General features: G+C 31.0%; 9 protein-coding genes. 5 read left to right on the top strand and 4 right to left on the bottom strand.

Translation table 11 applies throughout. From position 1 onward, the window contains the following. Window positions 1-34: 34 nt before the first annotated feature. Window positions 35-1,981, bottom strand: coding sequence for a hypothetical protein (locus tag ALEK_RS12770; protein ID WP_071628147.1), 1,947 nt, complete (start codon window positions 1,979-1,981; stop codon window positions 35-37). An 82-nt stretch (window positions 1,982-2,063) separates the two neighbouring features. On the opposite strand from ALEK_RS12770, the gene ALEK_RS12765 reads away from it, so the two are divergent. Continuing rightward, on the top strand, window positions 2,064-3,770 hold the full coding sequence (locus ALEK_RS12765) for a protein adenylyltransferase SelO (RefSeq protein ID WP_071628146.1): 1,707 nt from the start codon (window positions 2,064-2,066) through the stop codon (window positions 3,768-3,770). 32 nt (window positions 3,771-3,802) lie between these two features. Beyond that, the gene (locus ALEK_RS12760) at window positions 3,803-4,468 is read left to right on the top strand and encodes a DsbA family oxidoreductase (protein ID WP_071628145.1); all 666 of its coding nucleotides are present in this window, start codon (window positions 3,803-3,805) and stop codon (window positions 4,466-4,468) included. Between the two features lie 83 nt (window positions 4,469-4,551). Here the strand turns inward: ALEK_RS12760 and ALEK_RS12755 are convergent, their stop codons facing one another. Genes ALEK_RS12755 through ALEK_RS12745 form a run of 3 tightly spaced genes read right to left on the bottom strand, consistent with a single transcriptional unit; the run spans window position 4,552 to window position 7,458 of the window. Further along, complete coding sequence (locus tag ALEK_RS12755) at window positions 4,552-5,835, bottom strand: TRAP transporter large permease (RefSeq protein WP_071628144.1); 1,284 nt, start codon at window positions 5,833-5,835, stop codon at window positions 4,552-4,554. Beyond that, window positions 5,835-6,452, bottom strand: coding sequence for a TRAP transporter small permease (locus tag ALEK_RS12750; RefSeq protein WP_087148741.1), 618 nt, complete (start codon window positions 6,450-6,452; stop codon window positions 5,835-5,837). The genes ALEK_RS12755 and ALEK_RS12750 overlap by 1 nt, the downstream gene beginning before the upstream one ends. 10 nt (window positions 6,453-6,462) lie before the next feature. Further along, complete coding sequence (locus ALEK_RS12745; RefSeq protein ID WP_071628142.1) at window positions 6,463-7,458, bottom strand: TRAP transporter substrate-binding protein; 996 nt, start codon at window positions 7,456-7,458, stop codon at window positions 6,463-6,465. A gap of 385 nt (window positions 7,459-7,843) precedes the next feature. On the opposite strand from ALEK_RS12745, the gene gltB reads away from it, so the two are divergent. From gltB to ALEK_RS12730, 3 genes are read left to right on the top strand one after another with little or no spacing between them, the layout of a single operon-like run. Continuing rightward, complete coding sequence (gene gltB / locus ALEK_RS12740; protein WP_071628141.1) at window positions 7,844-12,280, top strand: glutamate synthase large subunit; 4,437 nt, start codon at window positions 7,844-7,846, stop codon at window positions 12,278-12,280. Window position 12,281: 1 nt separating this feature from the next. Continuing rightward, the gene (locus ALEK_RS12735) at window positions 12,282-13,652 is read left to right on the top strand and encodes a glutamate synthase subunit beta (RefSeq protein ID WP_071628140.1); all 1,371 of its coding nucleotides are present in this window, start codon (window positions 12,282-12,284) and stop codon (window positions 13,650-13,652) included. 5 nt (window positions 13,653-13,657) lie between these two features. Then, window positions 13,658-14,413 carry an inositol monophosphatase family protein gene (locus ALEK_RS12730; protein WP_071628139.1) on the top strand — a complete coding sequence of 252 codons (756 nt, stop codon included), beginning with the start codon at window positions 13,658-13,660 and terminating at the stop codon, window positions 14,411-14,413. The last annotated feature ends 43 nt before the right edge of the window (window positions 14,414-14,456 follow it).

Below are 14,456 nucleotides of genomic sequence, written 5' to 3'. Positions count from 1 at the left end.
AAAAATCATTAACCAATTATAACAAGAGATATTATTAGAAATCAAAAAGTGATTCTTGTTTTTGTCTAAAAGGTTCTATTAGTTTATAAGCCTCTTTTACATAATAATCAAAATCCAAGAACTCATAAGAAAAGTCATTTATATTATTACAAAGCTCTACTTTATAACCTACATTTATTCCTATGACTCTTTGTTCTGAATCTTTATTTAAAGCTGGAAGAATCTTTTTTAGAGGTAGTCCATTTTTACTAATAAAATATCTAATAGTATTAGACAATGGCAAATAAGTTTTCTGTAATGAATATACTTTTTCTAAGACTAAATCTATATTTCTAGTAGCTTTGAAGTTCAATAAAAAGTCATATTTATTTCTATGATTGTATACAAAGTCTTCAATTGAAATACCCTCTAAAAGATGAGCTTCTACTGCTTTTTGAACTACTAGGGAAGAGTGGTTTTGATTCCATGCTAGGTCGTATTTATAAGCACCTATTTTTTTAGCTTTGCCATCTTCTTTTAGAGCTACATAGTTATTTACATCTCTAATCCACAGTTTTTCATATATGATTTCTTCTAGTTCTAATCCTGTGAACTCTTGCCAATTTTTAGAAATATTCTCATATATTGCCTTGTCTTTTTTTGCAATTGCAAAAGTAAGACCATCTGTGTTTGCTTGTATTAAAGATACTGTTTCTATTTGCATTAGTTTCTCAGCTAACATACATAACATTAACTGCCCATTTAGAGTAATATCAAGTGTCATTTTATAATCATAAAAAGGACTGAATTGATTATTTGTATCTCCATAAGCTGAGTTAAGAGCTAGTTTTAGCATTTTGTTTTGAGATGTACCTTTTTTATATGAGAATCTCAAATCCCTAATCTCTTTATATATATCAACAAACTCCTCACCTAAATGCTCTGGATAAAGTCTGTTTTGAATTACAATAGAGGGATAATAACTAGCTACATCAACATCGATGATTAGATACTCATCATTTTTATCATAGAACTTACTCTCTACACTTCCATGTAATCCACCAGTTCCTAAATAGAAAGAAAAACCTTGATAGTTTAGATGTAAGGAATGAGCTTCTTTTTTGGCATTAAGATTACAAAAAGAACTAAGCTCTTCTAATTTTTCTTTTGGAATATTAGAAAAGACTTCATTCATAGAGTTTGAATACTGCTTTTTCAGATACTTTAGTAGACTTTGAAACTCTGGCGTTTCAAAACTAATATAATCAAAAATAATCTCACCAAAGTTCAAGTAGTTTCTAATAGTTTGTTTTGGTTTACCATTTATATAACATACATTTTTCCCAAGCTTTTCTTCTAGGTTTCGAATAAAGTATCGTTTACCTATCTTTGTATCACTGTAGTTGAGCATATTCTCTTTGTATTTTGTGCCTAATTCTTCTCTAAATTCAATAGCTTCAATAGAGTGATCAAAAAATAATAGTGTTGCTTCAACATCGTGTTTATTGTATTTGATTAAATCATCGAATTCTTCTACTTTTAAATTCTCACCAATAGTGAAGTTTAAATCCTCAATAGAATCCATACACATATTTACTTCTAATACTTTTAGACTAACTCGTGTAGCTTTATAATCAAAGTTATGAACTTTCATAAGGTCTAGTTGATTTATTTTTATACTACTTTTATCTTCTCTGTAAAGGATATTATTTTTAATAAGTCCATCTGCAAAAAAAAATATTTGGTAAACCAGTTCTTTTATTTCATAATTCTTTGCATTTTTATAGATGAATTGTAATACTGCGTAATCAAAGTTTAGATTGTTGTATCCAACTAATACTTTCTCATTTTTACTCAGCCATTCTAATGTCTTTAGAAATTTATCTAAATCATTTTTTCTAGTGCTTAGTTCAAATACTCGTAACTCTTTTGTTTGTGAGTTTTGTATAACACAAGTGAAGATATTGGGAAAGGTTTCTAAATCATAAATGTAGTATTTCATAGTTCGAGTATTATATTTAATATGTACTGTGGAATTTCTTTGTTATGATAAAATCAAATTAAAATTTTAAATGGAAACAATTATGAACGAAACTAAACAAATAAAACAAAATATAAAAACACTTAATGAGCTTTCAAAATATGTAGATTATTCACTGATGAATAATCTAAATCATGATCCAGATGCTAAGGAGGATGGAATAGACTATTCTCCTAGACAAGTCTTTTCAGGTCATTATGTGACCGTAAAACCTACACCTATAAAAGAGCCAGAGTATATCGCTCATAGTGAAACTCTATTCAAAGAATTAGGCTTTGATGATAGTTTAGCAAAGGATGATGAGTTTACTAAAATGTTCTCAGGAGATATCTCAAATGTACCTGAACCTATGAGTAAAGTAGGGTGGGCAACAGGATATGCTCTTTCTATTTATGGAAATGAATATTATCATCAGTGTCCTTTTAAAACTGGTAATGGATATGGAGATGGAAGAGCGGTTTCTATTCTTGAAGCAGTATTAAATGGTAAGCGTTGGGAAATGCAACTAAAAGGTGGTGGACAAACTCCATATTGTAGAGGAGCTGATGGACGAGCAGTTTTACGTTCAAGTGTTAGAGAGTTTTTAGCACAAGAACATATGCACTCACTTGGAATTCCTACTTCAAGGTCTTTGAGTCTGTTTACTTCAAAAAAAGAAAAAGTAAGACGTCCTTGGTTCTCAGAAGGTTTATATTCAAAAGACCCAGATAGAATGATATTAGAAGATGTAGCTATTTCTACTCGTGTTGCTCCTTCTTTTATCCGAGTTGGACAAGTAGAACTTTTTGCGCGTCGTGCTAGAAAAAATGAATATGATACAGCAAAAGAAGAGCTAGAAAAAATGGTATTACATTTAATAGAGAGGGAATACAGTGAGGTAATAGATGATAGTTTAAGCCTTGAAGAAAAAGTATTATTACTTGCAATGCAGTTTAGAAATAGACTTACTTCTCTTATCTCAAATTGGATTCGAGTTGGATATTGTCAAGGTAACTTTAATAGTGATAATTGTGCAGCTGGTGGATTTACTCTTGATTATGGTCCTTTTGGATTTATTGATGAATTTGACCCTGAATATCAACCGTGGACAAGTGGTGGAGGACATTTTGCATTTTTAAATCAAACAGTTGCCGCTGAACAGAATTTCAATGTATTTTGTAATTCATTAAAAGTTTTATTAGAATCAAATAAAGAGTATTTACTTAAATTAGAAGAGATTAAAGATAGTTTTGAAAGTGTAATGAAAACGCAAATGGAAAAAATGTGGGCTTCAAAACTAGGACTTGATACTTATGATGAAGAACTGTATGTTGATCTTGAAATACTTCTTGTTCAAACTTCTGTTGACTATACTATTTTCTTTAGAGAATTATCTCAAATACCTGAAAGTATTGAAGCTTTAAAAAAGAGTTTTTATAAAGATATATCATCAAATACTGAGCTTGAAAATCGTTGGTCACAGTGGTTTGAAAAATGGAAATTATCTATTTTAAGTACCTCAAAATCAAAAGATGAAATTTCAAAGAAAATGAAACTAGTAAATCCAAAATATACTTTAAGAGAATGGTTCTTAGTTCCAGCGTATAAACAAGCAAGTGTTGGGAAATATTCTTTAATAAAAGAGCTACAAGAAATTATGATAAATCCATATCTTGAGCAATCAAAAGAGATAGAAGAGAAATTCTATAGTCTTAAACCAACACAGTTTTTTAACCTTGCAGGGGTATCTCATGTTAGTTGTTCTTCGTAAGTTTAATAAAAAATAAAAATAAAGGAGTTAATATGATTTTAAGTGACAAAATAAATGTTGACATCATCTCTGATGTTATGTGCCCTTGGTGTTTAGTAGGATATAAACGTTTCGAGCAAGCTTTGAAAGAGTTAGGTGTTGAAGATAAGTTTCAAATTACTTGGCATCCTTTTGAGTTAAATCCAGATATTGTAGATGAGGGAGAAGAAGTACTTGAACACTTAAGTAAAAAGTATGGAATGTCAATTGAGCAAGCAAAAGAAACACAAGATAAATTCAAAGAATCTTTTGCAGAAGTCGGCTTTCCTTTTGAGTATCAAGAAGGTAGAAGAATGCTAAAAACAATCGATGCTCATGTTTTATTAGATTTTGCAAAGAATAGTGGAAAACAAACTGAGTTAAAACTAGCACTTTTTAAAGCTTATTTTGCACAAAGTAAAGATGTATCAAATAGAGAAGTCTTAGAAGAAGTTGTAAAAAGTGTAGGTTTAGATAGCACTAAAGCAATGGAAAAGCTAGATAATCCTGATAGTAGAGGAAATATAAAAGATAAAGAGATGTTTTGGCTTCAAAGAGGTATTAATTCTGTACCAACTATGATATTTAACCAATCATCTAAAATAAGTGGAGCATATCCAGTTGAGAGTTATAAACAGATAATCAATGATTTATTAGGTAATAAGAATAATAGTTTATAGAAGCTGTTTATAAAATTTATTAGACATAAAAAAAGGTAAGAGAAGCACACTCTTACCTTTTTTATTTTTAGTAAATCTACTTATCATCCACCATACATTAGGTTTGGTAACCATAATGCAATTTCTGGAATATAAGTTACAAGTAATAAACCTGCTAAGATAGTCATTGTCCAAGGGAAAGCGGCTACAATAACATCTTTGATACTCATACCAGTTAATCCTGAAGTTACGAATAAATTCAGACCAACAGGTGGAGATACCATTCCAAGCTCCATATTGATTGTAATTACAATACCGAAGTGAATTGGGTCAATTCCCAGTGCCATAGCAACTGGAAGTAATAATGGAACCATAATCATAATAATCGCAGATGGTTCCATGAATGAACCAGCTAAAATTAAAAGAACGTTTACCATTAATAAGAACATATACTTGTCAACATTTGCTTCAATTAACGCATTTGTAATTCCTTGAGGAATATTTTCAATTGTTAAGAAGTGAGCAAATAACATTGCATTTGCAATAATAAACATAATCATTGCAGTTGTTTTTGCTGACTCTAAAGAAACAGACCAAAAATCTGGAAGTTTAATATCTCTATAAACAAAAACAGAAATAATAAATGCCCAAATACAAGCAACAGCTGCAGCTTCAGTAGGAGTGAATATACCACCGTAAATACCACCAATAACAATAACAATTGTCATTAGTCCCCACGAAGCATCTTTCATTTTTGTAAGTCTTTCTTTAAATGGAGCTGGCTCAGTTCTTTTGAAACCTAATCTTCTAGCACCAATATAAGTAACAACCATCATCATTACTCCAAGCATAATACCTGGAACAACACCGGCCATAAATAACTTACCAATAGAAACTTCTGCTGTAACACCATATACGATTAGTACAATTGAAGGTGGAATTAAAATACCTAATGAACCTGCAGTTGCAATAGTACCAACAGCATATTTCTTAGGATAACCAGCTTGCATAATTGCACCGAACATAATAGAACCAATAGCAACAACAGTTGCAGGAGATGATCCAGAAACAGCTGCGAAAATAATTGAAGCAAAAATTGCAGAAATCGGTAAACCACCTGGAAGGTGACCAACAATTGATTTTGCAAACTCAATAATTCTAGTTGCTGCAGAACCCTTAGATAACAAGTTACCTGCTAAAATAAACATTGGAATTGCCATTAATGAATAATGCTCAATTTTTTCAAACATCATTGCTGATACTTCAATTGGAGAGATATCAGTAAATAACATTAATGTTGTAAATGTTGCCGCACCTAAACAAATTGCGATTGGCGTACCTAAGATAACTAGGAAGAAAAATATACCAAATAATACTGCTACACTCATTATAACATTCCTCCTGTTTTCTTTTCTACTTCTTTAACCATGTCATTTAATTCTTTAACATGTTCATTTGAATTGTCTTTTGAACCAATTCCCATTCCAGCTAAAACTTGTTCAGCTTCACTCTCTGCTACTACTTCATTATGAGGAGTTTTAATAATTTGAACTATTTTTTCACCCACTCTATATGATGCAAATGCAAAAGAAATAGGAATAACTAAATACACTATCCACATAGGCATATCCCATAAGTCAATCGATCTTTCATCTATTTCATCAACAAGTAATAAATATTCGTATCCAAAATATGCAACGGCCATTAGAAATATAAATGTCACTGTATGTGAAATTAATAACATTGGCTTTGCAATATGTGATGGAACTACATCTAATACAATTGTTACTGCAATATGAGCATCTTTTTTGAAACAATATGCAGCTGCGAAGAACGCACTCCATAAGAATAAAAAGATTGTAAGCTCTGTTGCCCATACTAATGATGCATCAAATACGTATCTTGCAACAACATTAGTAAAAGCAATAGCAACGCCACCGGTAATACCGATGACAGCTATTGATTGATTTATGAAGCCTATAATTTTACTTATAATACTAAACATAATTTCCTACTTACTTTGTTGTTAAAGTTTTCTCGATTAAATCTTTTCCGATTTTTCTGTCAGAATAGAACTCAGGGTAAATCTTACTTACTGCATTTCTCCAAGATTCTTTTTGGTCTGCAGTTAAGTTATAAATTTTTAATTTACCAGTTTTTTCAGCATAAGCTTTGATTTCAGCTAATTGAGAATCATTTAACTCTTGAGCATATTCTCTTTCTTTTTCAGTAGCTTCATTCATTGCTTGAGTTACATTTGCTTGTAAATCAGCTGGTAATTTATTCCAGAATTTTTTAGACATTACTACAAGGTAACCTAAGTAACCGTGATCAGTAATTGTTAAGTGTTTTTGTACTTCGTGGAATTTTTTTGTGAAGATATTAGAGTTTGTATTCTCTTGACCATCAATAACACCTTGCTGTAACCCTGAATATACTTCAGAGAATGGCATCATTTGTGGATTTGCTCCAACTGCATGGAATTGAGCTTCTAATACTTTTGAAGACATAATTCTAAATTTTTGACCTTTAGCATCTGCTGGTACTAATAAAGGTTTTTTATTTGAAGATAATTGTTTGAATCCATTATCCCAGAAATTTAAGGCAACGATACCTTTAGCTGTAACTTTAGCTTTTAAAGCTGCTCCAACTTCACCATCTTGTACTCTATGTAAGTGGTCAATGTCTTTGAAAAGAAATGGTAAATCAAATAGAGCTAATTGAGGTACAATCTTACCAAATTTAGAAAAAGATGGAGCTGCCATTTGAACAGAGTTTAATCTTAATGCTTTTAATACTGCATTATCTTTATATAACTGTGAAGATGGATAAACTTGAACATCAATCTTTCCAGCTGATAATTCTTCTAATCTTTTTTCAAAGAAATCTGCCGCTTTACCTTTTGGAGTATTTGGGCTAACTACGTGAGAGAATTTTAATGTATATTCTGCTGCTAATCCTGAAGTTGCTACCATTGCTGCTGCAATAGTTCCTAGTACTAATTTTTTCATATCATTTCTCCTTAATATTTCGATATAAGAAAATTATAGTAAAAACTTGTGTAACTATTATGTACATTTTTTTAAATTTTAAAAGTTACTAAAGACCATAAAATAGAACTAATAATATAGTGATTATTTTTTGATTTTATATGTTTTTGTACTACAAAAAGTACTTCTAAAAGTACTACTCTAAAGTCACATAAAAGTCACATATTAATTGCAATTAAGTTGCTACTAATACCATCATACCATCATTTCAGAAAGTGACACTTTGTTGTTCTCTATATAATGTATATAGTGATTCTAAAACTCTTTTAACCGAATTTTAAACAAAAAAATAGTATATTATCCCACTTTACTAAGGAATATATAAAGATTAACATAAAGGAAAATGATGGGTTGTAATTTAGACTTACTAACTTCTTTTAAAGACAACTGTGGTTTCGGTCTTGTTGCTGATATGAAAAACAGACCAAGTCATAAAAATTTAGAAGATGCAATAACTTCACTAGAAAGAATGATGCACAGAGGTGCAGTGGCAGCAGATGGTAAAACTGGAGATGGTTCAGGATTACTTTTATCTATGCCAGATCAATTTATGAGAAAAGTAGCTACAAAAGATGGTATTGATTTACCTGAAACTTATGGTGTAGCAATGATCTTTGCAAAAGATCTTGAAGATATCGATACTTTTAAAGAGTTTTGTGAACTTAATGATTTAAAAGTTGTATTAACTAGAAATGTTCCAGTTGATACTGATGCTCTTGGACAACAAGCATTAGATTCATTACCAAATATTATTCAAGTATTTGTCGTTCCTAATACTTTAATGTCATCAAAGAGATTTGATGCAATGCTTTACTTAACAAGAAAAGAGTGTGAGCATAAACTAATAGATAAGAAAGATTTTTATATTCCTACGTTCTCATCTAAAGTAATTGCGTACAAAGGGCTTATTATGCCAACGCATATTAAGCATTTTTATGTTGACTTAAGAGATGACGACTTTAAAATCTCGTTCTCATTATTTCACCAAAGATTCTCAACGAATACTCTACCTCAATGGAGATTAGCACAACCGTTTAGAGCAATCGCACATAATGGTGAAATTAACTCAGTTGAAGCAAATAGATTTAATGTTGAAATTAAATCTGAACAACTTCAATCAGAAATTTTCTCAGATGAAGAAATTGCAAGATTATTACCAATTCTTCAAACTGGTTCTTCAGATTCTGCTTCATTAGATAATATGTTTGAATTCATGTTAGCAAATGGTGTTGATTTCTTTAAAGCTGCAAGATCATTAGTTCCTGCACCTTGGCAAAATGCACCTCATATGGATCCAGATTTAAGAGCATTCTATGAATACACTGCAACTGCAATGGAAGCATGGGATGGTCCTGCTGCTGTTTCTTTAACAGATGGTAGACATATTGGATGTTTAATTGACAGAAATGGTTTAAGACCATCTAAATATGTAATCACTAAAGATCACAAATTATACATTACTTCTGAGTATGGTACTTTATCTTTAGAGGAAGAAAACATTTTAGAGCGAGGAAGATTACAATCAGGTGAAATGATTGCTCTTGACCTTAAACACGGAAAAGTTTTAAAAGAAGATGATATTAATGATTATCTTAAATCTTCTCAATACTACTCTAAGTGGTTAAATGAAGATATGGATTACTTACAAGAGTATATTGAAGATTCATTCTTAAACACTTCTGATTATAAATTTGAAGAGTTAGAAAAGAAACAAAAATATTTCAATATTACTTATGAAGCAATTGATCAAATGATTGAGCCAATGGCTAAAGATGGTAAAGAACCTGTAGGTTCTATGGGTGATGATACTCCATTAGCATGTTTCTCACAAGTTAATAGAAACTTTACTGACTTCTTCAAACAAAAGTTTGCTCAAGTTACAAATCCTCCAATTGATCCATATAGAGAAAAAGTTGTAATGTCTTTAGAGACTGGATTTGGTCAAATTCACAATATTCTTGATGAAAAGCCAGAGTATGCAAAAAGATTAAAAGTTGCATCTCCTGTTTTAATGAAAGAAAAATTTGATGTATTAGTATCATTTGGTGATGAAAAATCTCCAAGATATGATGAATACTACAAAAACCAAATCTTCTCAACTACATTTAAATCTGATTTAAGAGCATCATTAAAATCACTTTGTGATAATGTTGTAAAAGCTGTTAAAGATAATGGTGTTTCTGTTGTTATTTTAGATGATAGAGCAGTAAATGAAACTTCTAAGCTTATTCCAATGGCAATGGCTGTTGGTTATATTAACCAAGAGTTATTAAAACAAGAAGTAAGACATTATGTATCAATTGTACCTGTAACTGGTGAAGTTTATGATCCACATATGGCAGCAGTATTATTAGGATTCGGTGCAACTGCAATGTATCCATATATGATGTATGCTACAACTGTTGCATTATATGAAAGAAAAGAATTATCTAAGTACGAAATGCAAAGAGTTCTTAAAAATACTCAAAAAGCATTAAACGCTGGTCTTCTTAAGATTATGTCTAAAATGGGTATTTGTACTATTGCTTCATATAGAAACTCTGGTTTATTCGATGCTATTGGATTATCTGATGAAATCGTAACTGCTTGTTTCCCTGATGCACATAGTGATTTAGCTGGTTTAGATTACGAAGATATTGAAGAAAGAATTGAAAAATCTCACTTTAATGCATATCATGATGATAATCATATGTTCCCATTAGATTTAGGTGGTTTCTACAAGTACTTAAATGGTGGTGAATATCACGATTATGGTCCAGCTACTACTAAAGCTATGCATAATAAATCTGCTACGAAAAAAGAAGAAATTACTGATTTCGAAGGTTTAAAACAATTAGTTAGAAATAGAGATAAGAAATTCATTAGAGATTTCTTTGAATTTAATTCTGATAAAAAATCTATTTCTATTGATGAAGTAGAATCAAAAGAAGAAGTATTTAAAAGATTTGCATCAGCTGCTATGTCATGTGGTTCTATTTCTCCAGAAGCTCACGAAGCAATGGCGATGGCTATGAATACAATTGGTGGAGCATCAAACTCAGGTGAGGGTGGTGAAGATCCAAAAAGATTTGGTACTTTAAAAAATTCTAAAATTAAACAAATTGCTTCTGGTAGATTTGGTGTAACTCCAGGTTACTTAAGATCAGCAGAAGAATTACAAATTAAAGTTGCACAAGGTGCAAAACCAGGTGAAGGTGGTCAATTACCAGGTCACAAAGTAACTCCTTTAATTGCGTCTTTAAGACATACAGTTGCTGGTGTTACTCTAATTTCGCCTCCACCACATCATGATATTTACTCTATTGAAGATTTAGCTCAGCTAATCTACGATTTAAAACAAGTAAATACTCAAGCAAGAATTACTGTTAAATTAGTATCTTCTATTGGTGTTGGAACAATTGCAGCAGGTGTTGCTAAAGCATATGCTGATAAAATTATTATCTCAGGTGGAGATGGTGGAACAGGTGCTGCTCCATTAACTTCATTAAAACATGCTGGTAACTCTTGGGAAATGGGTCTTTCAGAAGCTCATAATGCCTTAAAAGCTAACCACTTAAGAGAGTTCGTTCACGTTCAAACTGATGGTGGATTAAAAACTGGTTTAGATGTTGTTAAAGCTGCTATGCTTGGTGCTGAATCTTATGCATTCGGAACTGCTGCATTAACACTACTTGGATGTAAAATCTTAAGAATTTGTCATACTAACAAATGTTCTGTTGGTGTTGCAACTCAAGATGAAGATTTAAGAGGTCACTTTACTGGAACTGTTGAGAGATTAATTTCTTACTTCACATTTATTGCTGAAGAAGTTAGAGAAATCTTAGCTGAATTAGGATACTCAACAATTGAAGAAATTGTAGGTAGATCTGATTTATTAAAAGTAATTGATGACAAATTTGCACAAAAATTTGACTTCCAAAATATTTTAAGAAAAATTGACGGTATTGATACTTGTCAAAAACCTTCAAATGATCCATTTGATGATAATAGATATGAAAAAGAATTATTAAAGAAAGTTCATAAAACAATTGAGAATCCAAACTCTCCAATTAAAGTTAATACTGAAATTACTAACTTAAATAGATCATTTGGTGCATTAATTTCTGGTGAAGTTGCTAGATTCTATGGTGACGCTGGATTACCAGATAACTCAATTAATATTAACCTAAAAGGTATTGCTGGTCAATCATTTGGTGCTTTCCTTTCTAAGGGTATGAATTTACATTTAGATGGCGCTGCTAATGATTATGTTGGTAAGGGAATGAATGGTGGTAAAATCATCATTAATCCAATGCACCAAGGTCAGGAATTTGCTGGTGGTGGTAATACTTGTTTATATGGAGCTACTGGTGGTAAATTATACATTAGAGCATCTGTAGGTGAAAGATTTGGTGTAAGAAACTCAGGATGTATTTCTGTAGTTGAAGGTACTGGAGATAATGCTTGTGAATATATGACAGGTGGAATTGTAGTAATCTTAGGAAATACTGGAATTAACTTCGGTGCTGGTATGACTGGTGGACTTGGATTTGTTTATGATCCAGAAAAATCATTTGTTGATAAAATGAACCAAGAGTTAATTGAAGCAGTTAGAATCGATACTGATGATACTGAAAGAGAAAGACTATATCTGAAAAGATTACTTTTAGATTATGTTCATGAAACTGAAAGTGATGCAGCTCAAAATATTTTAGAAAACTTTAGAGCAGAAATTAGAAACTTCTGGATGGTAAAACCTAAAAATATGACAGTGTTACCATTAGATCCGGACGAGGGAGATTAATATGTTAAACTTTACTAAATTTGAAAGAATAAACCCAGAGAAAAGAGATGTACTTCAAAGATTGAAAGATTATGGTGAAGTATATCAAGTATTTGGAAAATCTAGAGCTAAAGAACAAGCTGATAGATGTATGCAGTGTGGTGATCCATACTGTCATACAGGTTGTCCATTAGGAAACTTTATTCCAGCATGGTTAAAACAAACAGCTACTAAGAATCCAGATTTAGCATTTGCTTTATCAAATGAAACTTCTCCTTTCCCAGAGATTTTAGGAAGAATTTGTCCTCAAGATGTACTTTGTGAAGGTGCTTGTTCATTAAATACTGGACACGGTGCTATTTCAATTGGTGCAATTGAAACTCATATTTCTGAAACTGCTTTTGCAAAGGGAATGAAACCTAAATTTACTGATAAAAAAGTAAATAAAAAAATTGCTATTATTGGTTCTGGACCTACAGGTATTTCTGCAGCAACTTTCCTTTTAAGAAAAGGTTATGGTGTTGAAATGTTTGAGAGATCTGACAGAGCTGGTGGATTATTAATGTATGGAATCCCAGGATTTAAACTTGATAAATCTGCAGTTGATAGAAGAATTAATTGGCTTCAAGAAGCTGGTATGAAACTTCACTTAGATTGCGAAATTGGAAAAGATATTGCTGCTTCACAATTAGAAGAAGAATTCGATGCTATTTATTTAGGAATTGGAGCTACTGCTGGAAGATTTGCAGGAATTGATGGTGAAAAAGCATCTAACGTTCATTTAGCAATGGATTTATTAACAGGAATTCAAAAAAGAAATCTTGGTAAAGATGTTGAATATATTGATGTAAAAGATAAAAATGTAGTTGTAATTGGTGGTGGAGATACTGCTATGGACTGTGTTAGAACATCAGTAAGAGAAAAAGCTAAGTCTGTTAAATGTTTATACAGAAGAGACGAAGCAAATATGCCAGGATCTAAAAAAGAAGTTGTAAACGCAAAAGAAGAGGGTGTTGAATATGTATTTAATGTAAGCCCTAAATCTATTGCTGTTGAAAATGGAAAAGCTACTGGTGTTGAATTATTAACTACTTCTATGTCTGAGCCAGATGAATCTGGAAGACAAAAAGTTGTTATTAATGATGGTAGTGAATATATTGAAGAGGCTGATGTTGTTATTATGGCATTAGGATTCTCTCCTGAGAAACCAAGCTTCCTTAAAGATTTAAATGTTGATACTAACGCATGGGGTGGAGTAGAAACAAATAAATATCAAACATCTAATGCAAAAGTATATGCAGGTGGAGATTGCCAAAGAGGTGCTCACTTAGCTGTTACTGCTGCTGTTGATGGTAGAGAAGCTGCAAAAACTATAATCGAAGCATTATCATAATCTAAATGCTTACTAATATTACAGACCTTTATAAAAACAATTTTATAAAGGCTGTATTATCTTCTAATAAAGAACTTTACACTTACATACATACTAATCTTAACTCTAATGATTTATCCTATTCTAATACTATTGGATATGGTGGAGATAACTCTTTAAATATTGATTTATATGCAGAAAAACTATTTATTAAACATCTAAAAACTTTTGGAAATATTTATTCTGAAGAATGTGGTTTTATTGATACTAAAAGCGATTTTAATATTATTATCGATCCTATTGATGGTAGTGATAACTTTATGTCTAACTTACCTTATTACGGTACTTCAATAGCCTTAAAATACAAAGATAATATTATTGCTGGTTTTGTATATAACTTAGCTAATGATACGATGATATATAAAGCTTTTGATAGTAATATCATAAGTTTAAAATTGTTTAATTCTTCAAAACTTGATTTAAATATAAATAGACTTTCTAAAATTGGAATTTTTGAAAGAGCTTATGCCTATCCTACAATTTGTCAAAAACTTTACGAAAATAAAATAAAATATAGATCACCAGGTGCAGTTGCACTCTCACTATCTAATGCTAAAAATTACGATTTTGTACTTTTCTGTGGTGAGATAAGAGAGTTTGATATTGCTGCAGCTTTATATATTTGTAGTGATTTATTTATTTATAAAACACACAAAAATCTACTTATATCTAAAAATAAGCTAAAATTTGAGCTAATTAAAGAATTTATTAAAGAAGAATAGGTTATAACTCCAAGATAAATATTTTAACTATAGGATTGGTATT

This window comes from Poseidonibacter lekithochrous (assembly GCF_013283835.1).
GTDB lineage: Bacteria > Campylobacterota > Campylobacteria > Campylobacterales > Arcobacteraceae > Poseidonibacter > Poseidonibacter lekithochrous.
This window is presented reverse-complemented; position numbering and strand designations above follow the sequence as displayed.